The sequence below is a fragment of the Nitrospira sp. Ecomares 2.1 genome, assembly GCF_965152585.1.
In genome coordinates this window covers 3,723,530-3,744,029 of sequence record NZ_OZ224219.1, presented here as the reverse complement: position 1 = coordinate 3,744,029, position 20,500 = coordinate 3,723,530, and the positions used below count along the sequence as shown (strand labels likewise).

Below are 20,500 nucleotides of genomic sequence, written 5' to 3'. Positions count from 1 at the left end.
GAGAACTATGTTGTGGGATTCTCAAGCCGGCTTTAGACATTGTTGGAAAAATCCACGAGGATTTCTGGTTTTGGCCGGTCTTTTGGTATTGATGACCCTGGCACATGGCTGTGCATTTGTCCGGGGAGAAGTGGGTGAGCCTTTTCCCGAGGATGGGCTTCAGACGATTGAGAAAGGCATCACGAATCGCCAAGAAGTCGCCCAGCAATTTGGCGCCCCTGATGACATTGTCCAGGCAAATGGCCATGAGATTTTTCACTACCGCCGCTTTGACAGCAAGTTGGGGTGGTTGCTGTTTTTTTCTCGCCTCAATATTGGCAGTGATCATCTCTGGGTATTTTTTAATCCTCAAGGGATCGTGGATGACGTGGTCTTTGGCAATAGGACCAAGAATGTGGAATTTCAAATCTGGCCGTTTGGGGAGTAGGGCAATGGATGGGGTCTTTGGAAAAGCTGGAATTCTTGGAGTCCTGTTGCTTTTCTCCCTGTCGGGCTGCGACTTTCGTCGTGTGGTGGTGAATGATCCATTGGTGGCCGATTCTCTCGAAGTGTTGGTGCCAGGAAAAAGCACGATGCAGGATATAGCCACGGCCTTAGGAGCTCCTGATGAGATTGAGGAAGGAGCCAGCGGAATGGTCTTTCGCTACCGATATGGAGATAGCAAGACCATGCGGGTAAATTTTGGTTGGCTTCTTCGTGTATTGTTGCCCGTCGCGCCATCCATGAATTTGGGGAGAGGTGAAGGGGTCACCTATATTTTACATGTGGCGTTGCGACCGGATTTGACCTTTGATCATTCGGTCATTCAGCCCCCACCCGATACCCCCCATTTCTGGTTTTGGCCGTTTTAACTGACACTGGGCGAATGGTGCCCATGAGGAGTCTTTTACCCTCTTTTGGATATTAGGGAATCTTGTTGTTTGTGATTATGAGAATTTTATCTTGGCGAGTTCAACAGGGCCTATTGCCTATTAAGGGATGGATTGTTTTCTTCCAAGCGCCGGAGATAGGGAATGAGGAATAATCCGGGCAGTGCAATTAAGGTACAGAGAAGAAAAAACCCTTCCCATCCCAACCAGGTGGCCAGAAATCCGGTGGTGGAACCGGCAAAGACGCGGGGAATCCCCATGAAACTGGTCAACAGGGCATATTGTGTGGCGGTAAAACGCTTGTTGGTGAGGCTGGCCATAAAGGCCACGAACGCGGTTTGTCCCAGTCCACTGGAAATGGTTTCAATGGCAATGACGGCAGTAAGAGTAGGGAGGTGATTGCCGGTATAGGCGAGAACGACAAAACCCGCTGTTGAAATCATTTGGAGGAATCCCAGAATAAAAAGAGAAGGCACAATCCCCATGCGATAGACCACGAGACCCCCAATCAATCCGCCTGCCATTAATGCAATCATGCCAAAAACCTTGACGATCATCGCATAGTCGGTTTTCGAGACGCCGAGATCCACCATAAATGGAGAGAGCATTTCTGACGCCATGCTATCGCCGACCTTATACAGAAGGATAAACAACAGTATGATGAGAGCGCCCGGACGGGAAAAAAATTCCAGAAACGGACCCGTGATGGCTTCCTGCCAGGACGCTGGTGGTGGTGCGGGAATGGTGGGTTCCGGGGCAAACCATGTCGTGAGAATGCCAACACTCATCATGGCGCCCATGATGAAATAGACCGCATTCCAGGAAAGGCTCTCCTGATCTGCCAGAAATAAAGCCAACGCTCCAGCGACCAACATTCCCAAGCGATAGCCATAAATAAACATGGAAGATCCAATGCCGAGTTCCTCGTTAGAGAGGGATTCACGGCGATAGGCATCCAGGACGATGTCCTGGCTGGCACTAAAAAACGCCACAAGGACACACAAGACCGCGAGGGTTGATAACTGAATGGCCGGTTGAGTCAACGCGAGTGAGGCGATGGTGATCATCAAAGCTATCTGAGTGCCCAGCATCCATCCTCGTCGTCTTCCCAGAGCAGAAGACACGAGACGGTCCATAACTGGAGCCCAGAGAAACTTGAGGGTGTAGGGGAGGCCGACTAATCCGAAAAATCCGATGGTGGTTAAATCGAGCCCTTCTTCCCGCATCCAGAATTTGAGGGTAGAGCCAATGAGCAGGAGGGGAAGACCGGAAGAAAAGCCGGTCAAGAGCATGACCAGCATTTTGGGACTGGCAAGAAGAAGGCAGAAATTTTTGAGCCAATGATCCGGCTCGGTCTGGGTGGTCATACACCAGACCTTATCAAAGAAATGGGCTTAGGTCTTCTTTAGGCTGAAGGTCTGTGAGAGGTGAGGATGCGGTTCGTGGCAGGGGTTCGATTAGTTTAAATTTGGATCAACCGGCATATGCGCATACATCGTGTATTCATCTCCGAAGGATCGAAGGACCTCGCCCCATAAGTCCTGTGAATCCTCATCAAAGACGAGGTGGGGTCTGGCAGGCATCGTGAGCCAGGAGCCACTTTCCATTTCAGACTCCAACTGACCTGGTCCCCAGCCCGAATAGCCCATATATGCCCGAAACGATTCGTGTTCACCGGGAACTTCAAGAATGCGCTCCAGCGTTTCCATATTCCCGCCGAGATACACCCCGTCAAGAACCGCATGGGTATCTTCAATTTCTTCATTCAGACGGTACAGGACGAGCAAACTGTTTTTTTGAACCGGTCCTCCGGCATACACGCGATGTTCCTGGCCTTCGAGCACTGGAACTTGGGGCAGGACTTCGGCAATATTCATTTCCGTCGGACGATTGACGACAACCCCGAGGGCGCCATCGGGTCCATGCTCACAAAGCAGCACAACCGCTTGGCGGAAATTGGGATCACGCAATGCTGGAGTGGCGATGAGGAAAACCCCTTTGCCTAATGGTGTATCCATAGTCTAATCCTAACGTGCCACTGATGATCCATCAAGAGGCATTTCTTGGGAAAATGGCGGCATGGTTGTCCGTGAACCATCGTCAATCCTGTGAAATCCAACCGGTCTTCAAGCATCATGAGACTCTGAACTCCGTCCTCAGTGCCTCACAAAGCCGGAGGTAGCACTACGTGTGAAAAGAGTCCTAATCCAAACCCTTCAGAAATTTGTAGAAAATATTGATATATTAATGACGGTAATCTTTAAATTCACCGGTCGCGTCGTCTAATTTCAAAAAAGTTCGCATCTGCGTCTTAAGGGTTTGCCTGGCATTTTCATCCCCCAAGTTCAACTGGTACTCATTAATGACCATCGTCTTCGTCCCACCTGGACCGGCCCATTCATTCCAGCAGGTTTGACAGACTTTCTGCTTAATTTCTTCTTCCAGTTTTCCCATGAAAAGATTGTCCGTGATCGGGTCCGCGTCTTTATCGCATTTTCGGCAATGAATTTGCGCCATCCTTTTCTCCTTTTGTAAGTGATAGGCTGAAAGCCTATCAGTATTGATAGGCAAAACAATCAGGAATCCTAACACAGAAATCTCGGGTGGGAAAAGAAGCCAGAAAGGATTTCAATGCCCTGGTTTTTTTCGTGTCTTTCAGGTATGGAAGTCGACCCCACGTTTCAGTCTCGTTCAAGTCAGGACGAGGATTACCTTGAAGGGGAAGTTCTGAGATATATGTCACGATTGGAGAAGAGACAACATGTTACTCGCAGGAATTGATATTGGCACATTAACCTGCCGCTTGTTGGTGGCAGAAGTGAATCCACCAGGTGAGTTTACGGTTGTTGATGCGGATCGGCGAATCTTACGACTCGGGGAGGGAGTGGACCAACACAAACGGTTATCACAAGCCGCGATGGATCGCGTTGTTTCCACACTTATAGACTGGAAAGAAAAGACCACCAAGTATCCGCTCGACGGAGTCGTAGTCGTGGCGACTAGCGCCGTGCGCGAATCAGAGAATCGTAAGGACTTTCTCGCCCGTGTCACTCAAGAAACCGGGTGGGAAGTGGAGATCTTAACGGGAGACGAGGAAGCCCGGCGAACCTTGCTGGGTATTCGTTTTGGCCTGCCTCCCGCCATTGCAAATTTTTTTGGATTGGATATTGGCGGCGGCAGTACTGAATGTATTCTGGCTCATTCCGGAATGGCTCCGGCCGTCATTTCGTTGGATCTGGGAGTGGTGCGCTTATTAGAGCGGGTGCTTCGTCTGGATCCACCCACAATCCAGGAGATTCACCAAGCAGAAGCCTGTATTGATGAGGAATTGGCCAAGGTGTCGAAAGCTTTCGGGACCTTTTCAGGCATCCCGCTGGTCGGGACGGCAGGGTCCGTCACCACACTTGCCGCGATGTCTCAAGGATTGCCGAGATATGAGTCGGCACGTGTCCATAATTATGAGTTAACGTTGTCGAGCATCAAAGGATTGGAGCAGGATCTCACCACCAAAACCGGTCCGCAACGTTTGGCCATGCCAGGGCTTGAACCCGGGCGGGAATATGTCATCGTGGCAGGCACCGTGATTCTCCGAAGAGTCATGGAAACCTTCGGCTTTGACAGATGTCTGGTCAGCGATTTTGGTCTTCGGGAAGGGATATTGGTTGATAAAGCCGGAAAATTGAAAAACTTGGGATGAGAAGGGTGGGGATGAATCCTATCGCTGGGTGTACCAGCGGAAGCCGCAGGATTCTTTGAAGGCCGGTTGTTGTCCGATGCTCATACCGCCGGGCTTTTCGACCAACAGGACTTTGAAATCCCAGAGACCGAACCAGGCCGGGTCCAAGACGTTATGGTAATGCAGGCCGGTGAGTTTGGGGAGAAGCGCACCAAGCGCCGTGCCCAGTTCTTTTTCGGTGTAGGCCCGAACGGAGAAAGGCTTCTCCAATTCACGGCAAAATCGCCTCAGGGTATAGGCTGCGCCGGTACATAAGACGTTAATGTCCCGTTTCATACCGAGCAGTTGTGGCAAAGTGCAATATTGTTCCCGGAAACCCAGCCATTTCGCAACATGGCGCAGATGACTGAATTGCACTTCATATTCAGTATGACCGGGCAATCTGACGGGAGACGGCCAATCATCTTCAATCCCGAATTCGACCAGAATGGCCCGTCCGCCCGGCTTCAGCACGCGCCAGACTTCCTGTAAAAATTGAATGGCGCCATAATTGAAAATGACTTCGTCGGGAAAGGGGGGACGGAGCGGCAGACGCATGCGCCGGATAAGGTCCAGGGCTTCATCATGTAGGGGATTCTCGCCTTTAAACGTGAGGAGTTCGTCCCCGGTAAATTGGATTGGCGTCATGTCGGCGAGGTTTTCATTGTCGATCAACAAATCAACGGAACGATCCGCCAACGGCATTCGTTCGGCATTGGCTTGAATGGCCGTCGCCGTCCACCCTGCCTGTCGCGCCAGCGATGTTTGGGAACCCAGGAACGGGCCGGTCAGATCGAGAAAGGTGTACTGGATGTCTTTCCTTTCTTCAGCCGAGAGTTCCCTGGCTAGTTCCTTCGAGACATACCCGAGGCCGGCGCCCACTTCCACGATGCGTTTGGGCTTGGGAGAGAGCCAGCCCATTTGCCGAAGGGTTTTGCCGAGTAGCCGCCCATAGGTAAGCCCGTTCATGGCTTCGCAGGGTTCACGAAATAAATGCGAAACGGTGGTTTCGATTATTTCAAAATGCCCATGGGGTCCTTGAATACCCTGAACGTGAAATTTGGATAGATGATCTTCGGTTTCAGCCTGGACGTTTTGATGCCACCCTTCCCGCACCTTTTGTAGCAACAAATCCCATTTCGCTTCCGCACTGTGTCCGCTGGGTGGTTCAGTTCCATAGTAAGCTAAGGAAAACCGTGGTTGAGCCCACCGTTCTAAGTGCCAGCGACCATTGTGTTGGGTCGGGCTGCAGACCCATTTGCCATACTGATTGAGGAGTGCGCCAATGGTCATCCGTCCATCCATCGCGCCGAGCAGGGCTGCGCCCATGCGATTGAGCCGAATCAGGGGTAATTCTTCATCAAGCGGAGCCACCCACCATTCCTCGTTGGCATGCTGGTAAATTACAATGTCCGGCATCCGCCAGGCACGTTGATTGAGGATGTCTCCCTCCAAAACTTGGGGGTTAACGCCGGCCCAGGTATCGGCGGTCGGTTGAGAGGCGGTGGTTTGGGTCATGGGTTTCTATTCGTTATATGGAAGTCCAAACGCCAAAAGAAGTTGCCAGGGTACCCCATTGATCCAAAAGGCTGCAACCATGGATCATTCGGAATTTATGGATTTGGCCTTACAGCTTGACGATGTGTATCGGATATCTATCTTGAGGATTGCCAGTAAACAAGCGCTGGCAGGTGAAGCCCTCGCACGTGTGTGCACAATTCGCGTGTCAATGTAATGTTCTGTCTTGCCGGGGTTCGCCCAGGCAGGCGAGGCCCTTTTGTTTCGGCCAAAAGCCCCAAAACCATTGACGCGCCGTCTGGCCCCATGAGAGGGGAGGGACGCCAGCCTGCGGAGGGCGGACCAACTCGCGGAGCCTGTCCTGAGTTTTCGAAGGGCTCAAACAAGGCCCGCCAGCGGATGAGAGCGTCCCTTCCTTGAGCCAGACGGCAGGCGTCGGACCATGGAAGAAAACCCTTTAGGGACACACAAAAAAGAGCGAAGAACCCTCTATTCTGTTTGATCCACAACCATTCCTTTCCTTACAGAAGGAGGAGGGGAATCAAAGTCCCAGCAATGATTATTTTGTGGTCTGTATAGGCTTTTGTGCCAGAAGACTGGCAAAGGCGGCCTCTCCGGAATCGACCTCCTGATACCGCAGTACCCGAAACCCTGGAAGTAAGGTCAATAATTCATTCCGCTCCAAGAGGAAGATCCTGTTAAATTGTGGGCGGTATTGCAAATGATCCACCGTATAGGTTTCGATCAGGACCATCCCGCCCGGTTTCAGTGCCTGCGCAATTTTTGGAAAGAGGTCCCGCTGCAAATAGTAGGTGCAGATAATGAGATCAAAAGTATCGGGAGGAAGGATGTATTGTTCCAGGTCGGCGACCAGGGTGGTTATGGTCACGCCTTTTTCGGAAGCCAGGGCCTGAGCTTTTTTGAAACCCGCCTCCGAAATATCGACCCCGGTGACCTGAAAGCCTTTTGTGGCTAAAAAGACGCCGTTGCGTCCTTCACCCATAGCCAGGTCCAGGGCCGCTCCTTTGGGTAAAAGGTCGACATGGTCTGTTAAAAACTGAATGGGGTCTCGTCCGAATAGATAGTTTCCGGTTGTATATTTATGATTCCACCGCTCCTTGTCTTCTTCTGCTGCCCAGGAGGAGCCAATGGCCATGAATCCAACAAGGACGAACGGAGTCAGAAGACCCAGGACAAATATTTTGGAAAAATTTGGGAATAGGGCAACGCGAATCATCATCATGTGACCTCCACAGCTGTTGAGGGAACCATATCTTATTCCTGTCAGGGGATGAAAGAATAGGACCATTTCTTCAGTGGTCTTTCTCCGGTCCAGTGGGTATCATGACAAGGCTTGGGCCATGAATCAAAAATTGTAGGAGAGAATAAATGCCGGCTTATATCGTCACGTGGATTCATTTGTTAGCGGCTATTACCTTCATTGGCGGATGGATGTTCGTTCAGCTCGTGGTCAGGCCAAGTTTGACCGAAGGCAAAGCCAAACTACCGTCGTTGGAAGCGCTTGAGATGGTCAAAAAAGTCGGCCAACGGTTTAAAATGGTGGGGTGGGTGAGCTTGATGGCGCTGGTCTTTACCGGAGCGTCCCAGTTGCTGGATGAAAGCGGATCGGCTCGTATTGAAACCAGTTGGGGCTTGATCATGATGCTCAAGCTCTTTGTCTTTGCCATCGTGGGAGGGCTCATCTTTGTTCATGATCTGATTGTCGATCCCTATGGTGCTTCGGTGAAAGGCAAACAGCAGGAGGCGCAGCCACTCATGTTTTCCGGCAAAGTGGTCTGGATGCAGCGAACCATTTTGGGTCTGAGCCTGGCTGTTTTGTTTATTGCGGCGTATTTAACTTCCCTTTGAGTTGAGAAACGTTTCCTTTGTTGCGAGCCGATTGTGGCCAATAAATCCCTCTACTGAACAACCCGACCTGTTTTCTCTAGGGAGCGTGGGAGAGGTTTAGGCCCCCTACATCGATCTTTCTCTTTTTCCAAACCTATGATACAACCTGGCGAACGTGGGGATGTCATGATCTTTCACACGTCACCGAGGAGGGGATGATGGCCAAAGCATTTTCTGTTGCGTCCTGGAATGTGGAGCATTTCGGAGCGATGCCCAAAAATACGGCGAAGCCGAAGAAACCGGTGGAACCCATTATCGAATATTTGGCACAACAAAATGCCGATGTGGTTGCGGTGTATGAAGTCGTGGGTTCGACGGTATATGACACCATCGTGACCGTGATGCCGAACTACCAGTTTCATATTACGGAAGGACCTCAAACACAGGAAATTCTGATAGGCGTAAAGCGAACCTTCTCCAGTTTCTTTACTCAACGGCTGGAATTTAAATCGGGTGTGTCCGTTTTGCGTCCCGGGTCCTTGCTGACGATTCAAGTGGATGGGAAAGCCTATCCCCTATTGTTTTTGCATTTAAAAAGTCTGACGGAACCTCGCGGATTCGGCTTGCGGGACGACCAGACCGAACGGGCGCTCAAATTGCGAAAAGTCCTGGATAAGGCATCGTGCAGTGAGGGCCAAGCGAATTATATTTTTCTGGGGGATCTCAACACGATGGGGATGAATCTGACGTTTAGTACGAAGGATGTCAGTGCAGACGAGGAAGTCCAACGTCTCCAGAAACGGGTGAAAAACCGGAAGATGCAGGTGCTTGACAAGTCCTATCCGGAGACCTACTGGCCGGGTTCGAAGTCCTCCTACTTACCGGGCAACCTTGATCATGTTGTCGCGGCGGACCATTTGCGGTTCAAGGCCTTTGGGTCTGCCCACATCGATATTCGTGGTTGGCCGCAAGAAACCACGCCTGAGAAACGAGACGCCTGGACCACGAAATATTCCGACCACGCGCTTCTGTATTTCGAAGTGCAAAAAGTGTAGAGCCTTTTGCTCTTGTCAGTTTCCTGGTTTTCCGGCGGTTGTCTTAAGGCTCCTGTGTGCTCTCTTCCAAGTTCCTCTTCGCCATTCCATCCAGTGGTACAATATCCGGAAGCTTCAGGAATCATGGGATTGCCACATTCCAGGATCAACCGTATGACTTCCGGAGAGTTACCCTGTGCCAGAAAATCCTTGTGCAAAACAGGTCCGGAGGTTGAATCGTTGGTGATTAACGGGAAAAGGCCATAACCCGGCTATGGCCCGGGATCAGATCATTGGCCAACTCCGTGAAAGGATTGTGGCATTTGCGACATCTCGTGGATCAAGGGATGTGGCTGAAGATTTGGCTCAAGAGGTTCTCATGGTTCTACACGAGAAATATCCTCAAGTCACGGAATTAACCGAGCTGGTTCCTCTGACCTTTCAAATTCTCAGGTATAAAATGCTGGATCTCCATCGAAAAAACCTCCGACGGGGCGAATATCATCAGGAATCCATTGATGATCGGCCGCTTGCAGATCCTGGAGATGATCCAGCCGTGCAGGCCGAGCAGAAAGAGCGGGTAGGGCAATTGATCGACGGGCTTCAGCAACTGGGTGAGCGTTGCCGGGAACTATTCCGGTTGAAACTTCAAGGCCACACTTTTCCGGAAATTCAACACAAATTCGGTGAGCGATCCATCAACACCATATATACCTGGGACTCCCGCTGTCGAAAACAACTTCTCGCTCTCCTGGGAGGACGCTGGGAGACCACCATCCATCAGGCTGGTGAAGGCAAAAGGAAAACCGGACAGAAGGATTTATAATGGCCACATCCTGGGAACATCTGCTTGGCGGCTATGCCACCAATACGCTGACCGACGAAGAAAAGCGGCAATTATTTGAGGCCGCCCTCAACGATCAGGTCCTCTTTGATGCCTTGGCCGATGAAGAAGCCTTGAAAGTCATGCTCGCCGATCCTGAGGCACACCGGGGCATTTTGGCCAGTCTAGAAGCAACGGAGCGTTCCGGTGATGTTTCGGATGAGAAAGTGAAATGGGTGAGCTGGTTTAAGGAGCACACGTCACTTGCCTGGGCGGGGAGTATTGCTGCCGTGGGTCTGGCTCTTATCTTTGGGTGGCAAATGGAAAAAGAATGGGGGCCGGTTGTCAGTCAGGAGCAGGAAGCCGCGAAATCCTTATCAAGAGAGGAATTCCCATTTCGGACACAAAACCCTTCGGATGAAGTTACATCGTCGTTACAGAATGAGGGACTGGAGACCAAACCGGCTCAGAGGGAGCGGATTGAGGGGGATCGTCAAGTTAGAGCCAAATCGGAAAGCGACGCGAGAGAAAGTGGTCTAGCCACGAGGCGCCAAAGAGCACATGAACAAGTGGCTCAATCCCCACCTAAGCCATCGGCTTTGATTCAGCCTAAGGTTGGGCACTCCGTTCAGCCTTTGTCGGTTCCTGCGTCGCCTGAGGTGCCGATAGCAGAAAAGGTCCCGCACGTCACAACCCCTGGCAGGATAACCGATCAAACTACGGATGAGGCAACTGAACTACCACCAAGTGTCCAGGAACTGTTTTATGCTGCAAGTGGCTCGCTAGTCGATGAAGTGATTGGTGATGAAAACGATAACGATAGGGACGATCAGACTTTTCAGGAAGGCCTTTCCAGATCCGGAAAACCCGCTTCCAAAAAGAAGACGTTGTCCGTCCCCTTGGAGCAAGATGTGTCTGGTGGTGCAGCCATGCACAGTGTCAGAGGGATCCGATACAGCTTTGTCCAACAGACGAAAGAGGGCAAAGATGAGGAGGTGGAAATACGGCAGATAACGAGGAATTGGTCGGAAATTCGACTGGCAGTGGAACCAAACGTGTCAGGGTATCTCTATGTGCTGGTTCCGTTGGGGAATGGCAAGTGGCAGAAGCTTTTACCCATGGAATCCGATAAGGGGGGACAAGCTGAAGAGGGGATCAAGGTGAAATCATTCCAACGGGTGGAATATTCACTTAGTCAATTGCCGGATAACTCAAACAAATCATTTGCTCCTTCTCTAACCGTTTTGCTTTCATCTACGCCGCTTAACGACCTGAGCCAATGGCTGGAAAGTGAAGTTGATATGTCGGATTTTCAGATTGAACGGACGGGAGGTGTGGTGTTTGTTGTAGAAAGAAACTATTCGAAGGACAAGCCTTTCAGTCTAGGACTTTCTTTTTAAGTGTAGAAAAATTACGCCAAAAAAAATGGCAATTATTTCAAGAATGCTAAGGGTAATGTTTTCATTTTATTCTCCGTCGAGGCTTTTGTCATTAATGTCTTTTTTGCAGTGGTGACGATTTTGTCCAGTTTGTCAGCTATGTCTTGTGTCTGGTTTATTCTTTCAAATTCACAAATATCAATTACTTTTTTGTGTTGAATGGCATTGGAAGTTAATGACCAGGCTGCTGCTCTACCTATCATCAAACGATTCCAATCTCCCTTCACATCAAACCATGGAAGTGCTTCGATAATTCTTGCAACAGGCTCTTTATTACCTGTCGCCATGAAATTTCCCCATAATGAATCAAGAACCCAAGCGCCTTTTTAAAGAGGGATTTCAATTACTGACATGGGATTATTTTCCAAAAGAATGTTGAGATCATCCATGAGGGTTCGTCGTTTTTGAAGAATTCCATGCACCCTTGTTTTTGAGTTGGTGAGATTGGCATACCAGAGGCTTAACACCATTACCCTATACTTGGAGTCCGGCAATGTTTTGAAACTCTCCATCCATTGAGTGACTTGGTTTTCATTTGCATTAAAAATGCCGGATAGAAAACCAAAAGTAGGAGGAAATGCTTTGCTATCCTCAAGGATATTCTGATCGCTCAAATACTGAATTGCCGAAGAAATTTTTTCAGGTTCTGGGTTAAGGTAGTAATAGGTCATCCATTTGGTAAATTCTTCCTTGGTTTGCCATTCAGCTTCCGCTGACCCATAACTAAAAAAGAAAAAAACTGAAAATAACACCAAAATTGTAATTCTCATTCTATTCCCTTTTCTGGGCCCGTCTTCCCTTTAATCCTAACTAAGAAATCCTATTAATAAATAGTTTAAAAATTCCGGACACTTTTCCAAATCTGGTATATCATTTTCTGTTTTAAGTAAAGGCAGGACGGAAAGGAAAGGGTTGCCCTCGTATCAATTTATTCGTGAATTTTTCTCATGGTTGCTCTATTTTTCGGTGTTTCAGAAATTTTTCTGAAAGGATTTTAACAGTCCTGCCATACCCCCCCCTGTGGAGCGGCATGGGGCCGCTGCAAAGAAGGAGGTAGAACATGAACGTTACAAATGGCAGGAAACGATGGTGGGGTTTGGTGGTTAGTGGAGCGCTGGCCGGGTTATAGGCTCTTGTGGGAGCGGGTTTTCTCGGTACGGGAACACATCAGGTCTCCACTGCCCATGCCGGTACCTATCCCAAAAAGTGTGGGTGAATGGAGATCAATGCGGAAGTCTGGTAGGGCTGGATCCGGAAGGAAATTTCATCCCAGCCTTCCCCTCCAAGAAAACGGAGGTGTCTATCCAGGTCAGCAGTCCGTTCGCCCGGGCTCAGGTGACCCAGTAGTTCGCAAATCCCTATTAATATGCTGAATATGCACGAGAACATCAGCACCCTCCGTATGAGTAAAACAGGAGACCATGAATGAAAGTAAATTAAAACCACTATAGAGTGAAAATGGTTGCAGGTACGGTTACATCATTCCTTATCCAACCACGATTCAATGAATATCCTTTTCTAGATTTGGCTGCTTCCTCGCAGAGGGTTTAGAGAAAAAATTTAGAACTGATTGGTGCCCTGCCTGTTTCGCGACAGGAATAGGTTAAGGGATTGTGAGGAGCGTCGGGTATCTCAATGCCCGTCTCCCTAGGAAAATGTTCATTTTTAATCTGTGCGATCTATAGTACAATCTTCTTCCTTTTCCAAAAGCGAATGGGGCGATTTTTAAACGTGCGTACCTCCTATCTGAAATAGTTAGGGAATTGAGGCTATCTATGGGACATGTGGTAAATGGACGCATAGTAGGGCATATGAAACGCTGCCGTGATTTTCAATTCAGTAAGAACCAAAGGGCTATCTCCGGTACGTTTGCCTTCTTGGTGAGCCTTCTTGCAAAGGGGGGTGTTATGACGATTGGAAAGTTGACTAGGCAAATTTCGCTTGTCATGGTGTTCCTCCTTTCCGGATGTGGAGGAGTGCAGTCGAAACAGATTACCGCATTGAAGGGTTCCCAGTTACCAGAAGAGCAAGGGTGGGAGGTTTCCACCAACGCTGTTCGCCCATTGGACGTGGTGACAAATGGGAGTCATTTAACACTCAACACGATTGGAGTCCTCAGAGCTACCGACCAACTTCCAGGGAAAGCGTTCATGTGGTTTTACAGGGACATTCCTTTGGACTTCCAATCAGGATTTTCAATAGAATTTACTTTGCAAGTGCACAAGGTGGAGCAACCCCATAATTTTCTTGATTCGGGCATTATGTTTTATGGTTCTATCGATACCTCTGCCGGTCCGTTCGCAGAAGAACCACGCAGCCATATGATTTTCTTTGACGAGGATGCCATTGGATGGGGAGACGAAAAAAGGAAGTTTGCGATGGATACCACCGACAAATTCCACACCTACACTTTAAGGGTTGAGGTCGGAAAATTTGCCCAATTTTATGTTGATGGGAAACTTGCTTTGAAACGAAATGACTGGGTGGGAATACCCAGAATCGGGTTTGGGGATATGACGAATGATGATGGGGTCAATGGAAAGTTTTCCATAGGAGACATCATTGTGACATCCGATTCCCAAGGTCTCCCTTCCCGACCTGCCCCCCGCCGTCACCTCATACCCCCTTCGCGACGCGGTGGTTAGGGCACCCATTCATAAACCAAAACCATAGCCTCACCGTCAGTTATTGACCTAGTCTTTCCCATTCCTAGACTCAGCATAATACGAAGAGGGGAAGGGGAATAATTCATTATAGGTCTTTTCCCATTCTTCTAAGGGGTCTTTGTGTCCTTTTGAAACGAATTCAAGAAAGGAACCATATTGTTGGGCTCGAGTACCATCAATGATCTGTGTGAGCCCATATTCTTTGCGAAAATTATATTCTGCAAAAGCTGCCGAGGCGCATTGAAGGGGAAAGAACCAGTCTCGCTCCTGATTGGTATGATAATCCTTTAAATACAGTCGTATTTCATTGAATATTTTGCAATATTGATTGGCCCTCAACCATTTGCTCCACACCAACTTATTGGCCTCATCTTTGGTAGGGCTCGTTTTTTGCTTCCAGTCAAATTCTCCAGTGTCTATGCGTTTCTGGGCAAATTCAGGCAGGAAGTCTTTCAATTCGCCAGAAATACCATTGAAACCGGCTAGCTTATGGCCAGGCTCAATCATAAATATTTCACAATCCACCTGGTGTAACATGGACTCAAGCAACCCTTCACGGTTGGCCAATACTCTATCGGGAGCCTGCCATAGGGTTTCTGTCACATTGTAAATTTCCTGAAGGATCTTCTCCTTCGATGCTTCAGAAAGGTTTTGAATGGATTCATGAGGTGAGTCATGAATGTCTTTTTGTAAATAAGTCAGAACAATCTCAAATAGGGGATTGGTGGATATTCTTTTTCTGCGATTGAACATACCCCCTAGGTTTTTTAACAACCCCATACAAGACCTCCACGAGTAAGGAGTAGGTTTCCCATACCCGGAGATTCATGAAGATAAGGAATCGACATGAAATCTCTTCCAACCTCTGGTAATGCTCTCACGAATTTATTTGCTGTCTACTGGTTTCTGGCAGAGTGGGATTGAGCAAAAAATTGGCTTTCCATTCCATGTCATCGAGGCTATCCGATGGCTAGTGAGTAGTAGCGGCCTTACCAGCTACTTATTTTAATATAGCCAGGATTTGTCTTAATGGCCAGAGAATGAATGTAGCCGAATAAAGGAAGCAGGGAGATTCCACCTAGGTTTCTTTGGGGAAATGGGTGATATAGTGCCCAGCGATTCCACTACACATAGTGAACGAACCGAAAAAACTCTCTCTAACTTCTTCAACAAGATTAATTCTTCAGTTTTTTTGATCTTCCTGCGACAAAGACTATTCTTTTCCTTCCGGGTTTTTCTCCTGTCTTTCGGGGGCGTTGGAATAGCCTCATTTGTGGTGAGGTAGATCAGGGAGATACGGAGGACGTACGAACCAGGAGTGTAGGAAGGAGATCGTTCACCTCACATGTCAATCGGATGGCGCCGTGATGAAAGTTACCCGGGATCTTAGCAGCAATGCTGTGTTACCAAGGCGATGGTGCCGCGAAGGGGCACAGAGTATGGAGCAGAGTGCGGAATTATAGACCTTCAGGAAATCGGGACGCTCACGATCGAGAATTCGGCTCAAACGGGAACTGGCCCTGGTTACTTGTGAGCTTTCTTATTAGAAAATACCCCAATAGAGGGGTGTTGGATTTACGGCACAGTTGCCAATCAAGATTCAGTCAACTTGACATTCCCAAAGCTGTATTCTATTGATCTACTTTTTATTTTCTTTCCATGGACGTGCGTGGGGAAGGGAGCAAGGAATCTGGAGATATAAGTTCAGATCGTTTTTGTTGACGGGCATTGTTGTAACACGGCGGCTCGAAAATCCGGGACTTCTCACAAAGGAAATAATGCTTTGCATGGCCTTGGGAAAGGAGAACGTGTATGAAAAATCCCAGACAAGCAGTATTACACAATGTGCAGTTATTGTTCCTGCTGATTTTTTTTGTTGCGGGTTCGTCGTCAGCCGGCTCCGAATTTGAAAACCGTCATCATAATAGGGACCGACATCATGATCGGGATCGACATCATAATGGCGATGGCGACCAAATCACTCAGCCAAAATTTGTTAATCCTCCCCAGGAGTCGAGCATTGGCGGAATACTCGATACAGAGCTGGTTGTTAACCGACATGAAAAAGTTGTGGCAGGCCGAAGGGTTCTGCTGCGATCGTATAATGGGCTGTATATTCCCCAGACGTTAAGAGTCAATCCCGGCGATACTCTCTATCTACGCTTGATTAACAAATTGTCTGACGATCTTCTGGAACATACCAATCTCCATACCCATGGATGGAATGTTTCCCCACAACCCGGCAGTGATGACATTTTCATGCAAGTCCCGGCTGACGGGCAATTCAATTACAGCATATCCGTTCCGGACAACCATCCTCAGGGATTGTATTGGTATCATCCGCATGGACATTTGCCACAACTGAACCCCGATGCACCAACGAGGGGGAACACTGAATTCCAAATCATGAGTGGAATGTCGGGAGGACTTATTGTAGACGGCATTCTGGACCCTTTCCCGGAATTAAAGGGAATCCAGGAACAAATCCTTCTTCTTAAGGACATCCAGATTACCGATGAAGGCACCATTCCACTGCAAATAGATAGTAATGCCGGTACTACACGCATGGTGAATGGTCTCGTTAACCCGCGGATGAAAATTCGTCCCGGCGAGTTGCAGTTCTGGAGGGTCGGAAATATTGGTCCCGACATTTATTACAAATTGACGCTAGACCGGCATGAATTTTTTCAAATTGCCAGGGATGGTAATCGTCAGAACAGAATATGGCGCCGTGAAGAGATCTTATTGCCGCCGAGTTCCCGTGTCGAGTTTTTCGTTAGAGGAGAAAAACCTGGAATTTATACCTTGCGTACCCAAGCGCTGACCACCGGGCCTGCCGGCGACCAATATCCGGAGGCGACGCTGGCCACATTGGTTTCATCAGGACATCCCGATCATACCATGAGAATTCCCAGAAACTTGCCTCCTGTAGAAGATTTCAGGGACGCTCAGCCCATACCACCAGGCAAGCGAAGATCCTTCGTCTTTTCCGAAGACAACGACGGCAACTCGTTTTTTGTGAACGAGAAACAATTCAATATTAACCGGGTGGACTTTACGGTTCCAGTTGGATTTATCGAAGAGTGGACGATACAAAATGTGACAAAGGAATTTCATGTCTTTCATATTCACCAAACTGATTTCCAAGTAGTGGAAATAAACGGAGTACAACAAGAGTTCATCGGTCATCAGGATACCGTGAATATTCCATTTCAAACAGGAGACGTTCCCGGAGAAGTCAAGGTGCTCATTGATTTCCGGGATCCTATTATCGTCGGCAAATTTGTTGCGCATTGTCATATTGGTGCCCATGAGGACAATGGCATGATGGCAGTCGTCGAAGTGATCAATAATTAACCATCACCGTTCAGTCCCACGATGGCTCTAATTCGAAGGTAACGACTCAATCGGTGGATAGTTCTGTTGGTTCGGATGGGAGGCCTTTCCACGCAGTGGCCTAGAGGCCGAAACGCGATTCAGATGCCCTGCCCCATTATCGGATATTTGGATAGATCCCACGGCTTCTGGGGGAACTCTTGCATGATGGTTGGCTTTATACGGGGGACCCGGATACATTGACGAGCAAAATTATGTCTGGTTTGTCGGTCGGAAAAAACTGATTATTGTCCGGCGGAGGATCCAATATTGCTCCAATGCAGTTCGAGAATCTGATCGATGAACATCCTCTTGTTCATGCTTCCGTATTGGTCGGTGTTCCTGATAAACAGGATGGCCAGGTGCCGGTGGCATGGGTAATGTCCCGTTCATCGTCGGAAGTCCCGTCCGAACGCAATCTGGAGGAATATGTCTCAACCCGGTTAGCGAATTAGAAGAATCCAGTCCGTTACTTTTTCCTCAATAAATTTCCGCTCACGAGCACTGGAGAATTTGATCGCCATCAACTTGAAAAAATGGCTGTTACTGCCATACAAGGAGAGCAGTCTCTTGGTCAGGGGGACTATTAACGCTGTTGGTGTGCAGCAAAGCGACGTAAGGCGCATTTAAGGCTGGAATTAGGAATTCGTGACACAGGGAACAGATAAGTGAGAGGGGAGCGTTGAGTTTGATACCTTCCAGAGAAACAGCGAGTTCGAGGTTTTTGACCATACAGGAAGTCCCATCATCCGAGACAAAACCTGTTTTTATAATTATTTTAACGTTAGTCTCCAAACCCCGACGACTTGCGCAAATCGTTGCTTGAAAATTATCAACTGGCAGAGCCAAATTTCACTTTGGGTTTACTTAATATAGGGCATCTCTAAAAACTTCTGACAGGCCCGGGAAGGGAGGTCCTAAATCTACAGGTTTTTTGAGGTGCTCTATAGGGTTAATTTCCTTATAACGACAACATTTGGTCTCACTCACCAAATCCTTTCCATATCGTTCTCGACAGGTTGTTTTTTTGCACATGAATCTCTTTCCCCACCCCGTGAAGTATGAGCGGAGATTGGCGAGGGTAAGATTTTGAATTCTGCGCGAATGGCAGGGTGGTCGCTAAGAAGATCTTCGTACTTTTCATTAGGAGCTTGTCTGCCTCGGTTAACAGGATGCCGGAAACGCTGATCTTCCGATCCAGAGTCGATTAACTCAATCCTTGCCCCTTGACCTCCTCGAAAGAAAATGTAGTCCACTCGATTTTTCCAATATCCATTGGGTTCTGGACGTGCATTGCTGTCATTGAGAGCCAACTTATCAAGGAGATCGCGTTTTAAAATTCGGTAGTCTTCTCCTGAGGCCTCGGTTCCCTCATGGTCATATTGTGAGTTGAAATCACCCCCGAGAATGAAGGCCCGATCTTTCGATAATTTTTTGATACAGTCTGCAATAAAATCAAGCTGCTCTTTTCTGACCGATCGGTCTTTCTCATCTCTTCCGGCATCAAGGTGAGTATTGTACACATCAAATTCTGCGCCATTCGGGAGACGAACCGGCACTCGAAGAAGCCCCTTGGTCGACCAGCAATCATTTTTTCTACTAAACCATCCCTCACAATCTGGAAGCGGTACCTGTGCGACTCCCCCTTCCACAGCTTTATAGTAGGGTGAAGCTATCGTCAGCCCAGAGCCATAGGGAACACGGAAAGGAATGCCGGGACTATTAAATAACTGAAAACCAACATTGACGATTTTAATGGGAAGGGTTACGAGCCATAGTGGGGCCAAAGCGATACGTGGCCCGTTCCCCTGTTCTATGAGCTCGTAAGTAAATTCATCGACAATTTGCCGGTGAAATTCAAAATCCTCTTGTAATAATATGAAATCATAATCCATGAGCAACCAGGCCATCAGGCCACTTCGGGTATCATCATTTCTCACATCTACCCCGACATACATGGAATTCAGGATCGGAGAAATTCCATGAACATTGTACGATAGGAACCGAACGGTACAGGGCACAGGTGTCGATAGTTCCGATTGGGCGGGAGAACATTCTTCTCTTGGCGTAAAACCTTCTGCCATTGAAAACTCATGCCCGAATACCATCCATATAATGCCAAGTAAAAAGAGCCCTTTCATCAAGAATTTTAGTATGGCCATCTTTGACAACTCCTTTTTATGCCAGCACTCTTATTCATAACGACTAGGTCCTTAGACGAACTAGAGACTACAGCCCCAACGATGAAACCACTCCTACTGTACCTTCCTCAGCTCAAAAATCAAGTGCCCCTCACATGCATTCACATTATTCTAAGGCTGTCCCTGGTGAATTGCTGATCATGCTGCTCTTGGAATCCGAAATAATCCCTGACAATATGATTGCCACCAAAAATGAAAGAGGTCTACAGGGTGCGGTGGGCCTTTTCCATTTGGGTGGCAGCGATTCACACCGGAAGAAATACATGCCCCACAGGCTATCCTTTGTGTGGCCGAGGCAAGTCAGACACGAGGGGCATCGGTTTGATCGGGGTGATAGTGAGAGGCGAGGATTCGTCGCAGGACATTTTTATCGAGAGGAATGACCAAGGTTGTGGATATCTGTACGGCAGGTTTCCGGAAAGGGGGGAGCAGGAAGGACTGGTACATCAGTAAGAGGTTCTCGGCCATCCAGAAATTTATGCCGCCATGCCTAAGAAATTTGTATGTGTGAGACAAAAAATGGTCGTATGGTAAAAACCCATGTGGATGCGCCGGAATAATATTTTAGCAACCTACCCAGTCTTCCCCGAGTACGAATCGGTGAGGTGCCCAAGGCTTCCTGGGTCGGCTGCGGAATCAGGAATTCATTGCCTCTTCTCTGATGATCGCCTTTCTGATGATAATGGGTGTCATAGTCTTTGAGGGCATGTTGAATGAAGTCTTTCCCAAACAGGATGAGCTCTGACAGGACTTCCTCATTTACAGACCTCACCCAGGGTTCGGCTTGGGCATTCAGATTCGGTCTGCTTTCGGGAGTTTTCTGAAGAGGGAGATCCCACCCGCCTTTGTGGTCTCCTGAAAGGTGGGGCAAAATAGATATCACGGTCCTGGGTCCGATGCTGACCGGGGGGAGTCAGGAGGCCCCACTCTACCATGGTCGAATTGCAGCCCATCTGTTTCATCCATAGCCCATTGGGAAGTGGAGTCCTTCCAGCAATCACCGATGCGCTAC

The 20,500-nt window shown here is 48.5% G+C and carries 21 protein-coding genes; 11 read left to right on the top strand and 10 right to left on the bottom strand.

Annotated features, from left to right (window positions below; genetic code table 11):
• Window positions 1–7 precede the first annotated feature (7 nt).
• Together ACWHYD_RS16580 and ACWHYD_RS16575 are read left to right on the top strand one after the other, a co-directional pair.
• Window positions 8–427: a hypothetical protein gene (locus ACWHYD_RS16580; RefSeq protein WP_447963133.1), complete on the top strand. Its 420-nt coding sequence runs from the start codon at window positions 8–10 to the stop codon at window positions 425–427.
• 4 nt (window positions 428–431) lie between these two features.
• Entirely contained in the window at window positions 432–851 is a 420-nt protein-coding gene (locus ACWHYD_RS16575; protein ID WP_447963132.1) for a hypothetical protein, read from the top strand.
• A 110-nt stretch (window positions 852–961) separates the two neighbouring features.
• Here the strand turns inward: ACWHYD_RS16575 and ACWHYD_RS16570 are convergent, their stop codons facing one another.
• The 3 genes from ACWHYD_RS16570 to ACWHYD_RS16560 form a co-directional block, all read right to left on the bottom strand.
• Window positions 962–2,236 carry an AmpG family muropeptide MFS transporter gene (locus ACWHYD_RS16570; protein ID WP_447963131.1) on the bottom strand — a complete coding sequence of 425 codons (1,275 nt, stop codon included), beginning with the start codon at window positions 2,234–2,236 and terminating at the stop codon, window positions 962–964.
• 90 nt (window positions 2,237–2,326) lie between these two features.
• Window positions 2,327–2,887 (bottom strand): YqgE/AlgH family protein, encoded by a 561-nt coding sequence (locus ACWHYD_RS16565; RefSeq protein WP_447963130.1) that lies wholly within the window; start codon window positions 2,885–2,887, stop codon window positions 2,327–2,329.
• Window positions 2,888–3,113: 226 nt separating this feature from the next.
• Window positions 3,114–3,386: a Fe(2+)-trafficking protein gene (locus ACWHYD_RS16560; RefSeq protein WP_312741175.1), complete on the bottom strand. Its 273-nt coding sequence runs from the start codon at window positions 3,384–3,386 to the stop codon at window positions 3,114–3,116.
• A 244-nt stretch (window positions 3,387–3,630) separates the two neighbouring features.
• On the opposite strand from ACWHYD_RS16560, the gene ACWHYD_RS16555 reads away from it, so the two are divergent.
• Window positions 3,631–4,566: a Ppx/GppA phosphatase family protein gene (locus ACWHYD_RS16555; RefSeq protein ID WP_447963129.1), complete on the top strand. Its 936-nt coding sequence runs from the start codon at window positions 3,631–3,633 to the stop codon at window positions 4,564–4,566.
• A gap of 18 nt (window positions 4,567–4,584) precedes the next feature.
• On the opposite strand, the gene ACWHYD_RS16550 is transcribed toward ACWHYD_RS16555, so the two are convergent.
• Window positions 4,585–6,102, bottom strand: a complete 1,518-nt coding sequence (locus tag ACWHYD_RS16550) for a class I SAM-dependent methyltransferase (protein ID WP_447963128.1) — start codon at window positions 6,100–6,102, stop codon at window positions 4,585–4,587.
• A 79-nt stretch (window positions 6,103–6,181) separates the two neighbouring features.
• On the opposite strand from ACWHYD_RS16550, the gene ACWHYD_RS16545 reads away from it, so the two are divergent.
• The gene (locus ACWHYD_RS16545; RefSeq protein WP_447963127.1) at window positions 6,182–6,319 is read left to right on the top strand and encodes a hypothetical protein; all 138 of its coding nucleotides are present in this window, start codon (window positions 6,182–6,184) and stop codon (window positions 6,317–6,319) included.
• A 342-nt stretch (window positions 6,320–6,661) separates the two neighbouring features.
• Here ACWHYD_RS16545 and ACWHYD_RS16540 read toward each other — a convergent pair whose 3' ends face one another.
• A complete protein-coding gene (locus ACWHYD_RS16540; RefSeq protein ID WP_447963126.1) occupies window positions 6,662–7,345 on the bottom strand; it encodes a class I SAM-dependent methyltransferase in 684 nt (227 codons plus the stop codon).
• A 146-nt stretch (window positions 7,346–7,491) separates the two neighbouring features.
• On the opposite strand from ACWHYD_RS16540, the gene ACWHYD_RS16535 reads away from it, so the two are divergent.
• From ACWHYD_RS16535 to ACWHYD_RS16520, 4 genes are all read left to right on the top strand, one after another.
• Window positions 7,492–7,971 carry a hypothetical protein gene (locus tag ACWHYD_RS16535; protein ID WP_447963125.1) on the top strand — a complete coding sequence of 160 codons (480 nt, stop codon included), beginning with the start codon at window positions 7,492–7,494 and terminating at the stop codon, window positions 7,969–7,971.
• A 194-nt stretch (window positions 7,972–8,165) separates the two neighbouring features.
• Window positions 8,166–9,005, top strand: a complete 840-nt coding sequence (locus ACWHYD_RS16530; protein WP_447963124.1) for an endonuclease/exonuclease/phosphatase family protein — start codon at window positions 8,166–8,168, stop codon at window positions 9,003–9,005.
• A 253-nt stretch (window positions 9,006–9,258) separates the two neighbouring features.
• Window positions 9,259–9,810 carry an RNA polymerase sigma factor gene (locus ACWHYD_RS16525; RefSeq protein ID WP_447963123.1) on the top strand — a complete coding sequence of 184 codons (552 nt, stop codon included), beginning with the start codon at window positions 9,259–9,261 and terminating at the stop codon, window positions 9,808–9,810.
• Complete coding sequence (locus tag ACWHYD_RS16520) at window positions 9,810–11,207, top strand: hypothetical protein (RefSeq protein WP_447963122.1); 1,398 nt, start codon at window positions 9,810–9,812, stop codon at window positions 11,205–11,207. Before ACWHYD_RS16525 ends, ACWHYD_RS16520 begins: the two co-directional genes overlap by 1 nt.
• 32 nt (window positions 11,208–11,239) lie before the next feature.
• Here ACWHYD_RS16520 and ACWHYD_RS16515 read toward each other — a convergent pair whose 3' ends face one another.
• Both ACWHYD_RS16515 and ACWHYD_RS16510 read right to left on the bottom strand, forming a co-directional pair.
• Window positions 11,240–11,533 carry a hypothetical protein gene (locus ACWHYD_RS16515; protein WP_447963121.1) on the bottom strand — a complete coding sequence of 98 codons (294 nt, stop codon included), beginning with the start codon at window positions 11,531–11,533 and terminating at the stop codon, window positions 11,240–11,242.
• Between the two features lie 39 nt (window positions 11,534–11,572).
• Window positions 11,573–12,016: a hypothetical protein gene (locus ACWHYD_RS16510; RefSeq protein ID WP_447963120.1), complete on the bottom strand. Its 444-nt coding sequence runs from the start codon at window positions 12,014–12,016 to the stop codon at window positions 11,573–11,575.
• Between the two features lie 1,137 nt (window positions 12,017–13,153).
• On the opposite strand from ACWHYD_RS16510, the gene ACWHYD_RS16505 reads away from it, so the two are divergent.
• Complete coding sequence (locus tag ACWHYD_RS16505) at window positions 13,154–13,891, top strand: hypothetical protein (protein WP_447963119.1); 738 nt, start codon at window positions 13,154–13,156, stop codon at window positions 13,889–13,891.
• Between the two features lie 48 nt (window positions 13,892–13,939).
• Here ACWHYD_RS16505 and ACWHYD_RS16500 read toward each other — a convergent pair whose 3' ends face one another.
• Window positions 13,940–14,692, bottom strand: coding sequence for a hypothetical protein (locus ACWHYD_RS16500; protein ID WP_447963118.1), 753 nt, complete (start codon window positions 14,690–14,692; stop codon window positions 13,940–13,942).
• Between the two features lie 1,032 nt (window positions 14,693–15,724).
• Between ACWHYD_RS16500 and ACWHYD_RS16495 the strand changes: the two genes are divergently transcribed.
• Both ACWHYD_RS16495 and ACWHYD_RS16490 read left to right on the top strand, forming a co-directional pair.
• Window positions 15,725–17,269: a multicopper oxidase family protein gene (locus ACWHYD_RS16495; protein ID WP_447963117.1), complete on the top strand. Its 1,545-nt coding sequence runs from the start codon at window positions 15,725–15,727 to the stop codon at window positions 17,267–17,269.
• A gap of 296 nt (window positions 17,270–17,565) precedes the next feature.
• Complete coding sequence (locus ACWHYD_RS16490; protein WP_447963116.1) at window positions 17,566–17,742, top strand: AMP-binding enzyme; 177 nt, start codon at window positions 17,566–17,568, stop codon at window positions 17,740–17,742.
• 531 nt (window positions 17,743–18,273) lie between these two features.
• Here the strand turns inward: ACWHYD_RS16490 and ACWHYD_RS16485 are convergent.
• Both ACWHYD_RS16485 and ACWHYD_RS16480 read right to left on the bottom strand, forming a co-directional pair.
• Window positions 18,274–19,449: an endonuclease/exonuclease/phosphatase family protein gene (locus ACWHYD_RS16485; RefSeq protein WP_447963115.1), complete on the bottom strand. Its 1,176-nt coding sequence runs from the start codon at window positions 19,447–19,449 to the stop codon at window positions 18,274–18,276.
• Window positions 19,450–19,978: 529 nt separating this feature from the next.
• Window positions 19,979–20,359 carry a hypothetical protein gene (locus ACWHYD_RS16480; RefSeq protein ID WP_447963114.1) on the bottom strand — a complete coding sequence of 127 codons (381 nt, stop codon included), beginning with the start codon at window positions 20,357–20,359 and terminating at the stop codon, window positions 19,979–19,981.
• Window positions 20,360–20,500: the final 141 nt, after the last annotated feature.

What these genes read in the sequence shown, in the direction of transcription:
- ACWHYD_RS16520 (WP_447963122.1), top strand. Translation starts at nt 9,810, where the DNA reads ATGGCCACATCCTGGGAACATCTGCTTGGCGGCTATGCCACCAATACG.
- ACWHYD_RS16555 (WP_447963129.1), top strand. Translation starts at nt 3,631, where the DNA reads ATGTTACTCGCAGGAATTGATATTGGCACATTAACCTGCCGCTTGTTG.
- ACWHYD_RS16495 (WP_447963117.1), top strand. Translation starts at nt 15,725, where the DNA reads ATGAAAAATCCCAGACAAGCAGTATTACACAATGTGCAGTTATTGTTC.
- ACWHYD_RS16580 (WP_447963133.1), top strand. Translation starts at nt 8, where the DNA reads ATGTTGTGGGATTCTCAAGCCGGCTTTAGACATTGTTGGAAAAATCCA.
- ACWHYD_RS16505 (WP_447963119.1), top strand. Translation starts at nt 13,154, where the DNA reads ATGACGATTGGAAAGTTGACTAGGCAAATTTCGCTTGTCATGGTGTTC.
- ACWHYD_RS16575 (WP_447963132.1), top strand. Translation starts at nt 432, where the DNA reads ATGGATGGGGTCTTTGGAAAAGCTGGAATTCTTGGAGTCCTGTTGCTT.
- ACWHYD_RS16500 (WP_447963118.1), bottom strand. Translation starts at nt 14,692, where the DNA reads ATGGGGTTGTTAAAAAACCTAGGGGGTATGTTCAATCGCAGAAAAAGA.
- ACWHYD_RS16570 (WP_447963131.1), bottom strand. Translation starts at nt 2,236, where the DNA reads ATGACCACCCAGACCGAGCCGGATCATTGGCTCAAAAATTTCTGCCTT.
- ACWHYD_RS16550 (WP_447963128.1), bottom strand. Translation starts at nt 6,102, where the DNA reads ATGACCCAAACCACCGCCTCTCAACCGACCGCCGATACCTGGGCCGGC.
- ACWHYD_RS16490 (WP_447963116.1), top strand. Translation starts at nt 17,566, where the DNA reads ATGCAGTTCGAGAATCTGATCGATGAACATCCTCTTGTTCATGCTTCC.
- ACWHYD_RS16515 (WP_447963121.1), bottom strand. Translation starts at nt 11,533, where the DNA reads ATGGCGACAGGTAATAAAGAGCCTGTTGCAAGAATTATCGAAGCACTT.
- ACWHYD_RS16525 (WP_447963123.1), top strand. Translation starts at nt 9,259, where the DNA reads ATGGCCCGGGATCAGATCATTGGCCAACTCCGTGAAAGGATTGTGGCA.
- ACWHYD_RS16510 (WP_447963120.1), bottom strand. Translation starts at nt 12,016, where the DNA reads ATGAGAATTACAATTTTGGTGTTATTTTCAGTTTTTTTCTTTTTTAGT.
- ACWHYD_RS16545 (WP_447963127.1), top strand. Translation starts at nt 6,182, where the DNA reads ATGGATCATTCGGAATTTATGGATTTGGCCTTACAGCTTGACGATGTG.
- ACWHYD_RS16540 (WP_447963126.1), bottom strand. Translation starts at nt 7,345, where the DNA reads ATGATGATGATTCGCGTTGCCCTATTCCCAAATTTTTCCAAAATATTT.
- ACWHYD_RS16530 (WP_447963124.1), top strand. Translation starts at nt 8,166, where the DNA reads ATGATGGCCAAAGCATTTTCTGTTGCGTCCTGGAATGTGGAGCATTTC.
- ACWHYD_RS16535 (WP_447963125.1), top strand. Translation starts at nt 7,492, where the DNA reads ATGCCGGCTTATATCGTCACGTGGATTCATTTGTTAGCGGCTATTACC.
- ACWHYD_RS16485 (WP_447963115.1), bottom strand. Translation starts at nt 19,449, where the DNA reads ATGGCCATACTAAAATTCTTGATGAAAGGGCTCTTTTTACTTGGCATT.
- ACWHYD_RS16565 (WP_447963130.1), bottom strand. Translation starts at nt 2,887, where the DNA reads ATGGATACACCATTAGGCAAAGGGGTTTTCCTCATCGCCACTCCAGCA.
- ACWHYD_RS16560 (WP_312741175.1), bottom strand. Translation starts at nt 3,386, where the DNA reads ATGGCGCAAATTCATTGCCGAAAATGCGATAAAGACGCGGACCCGATC.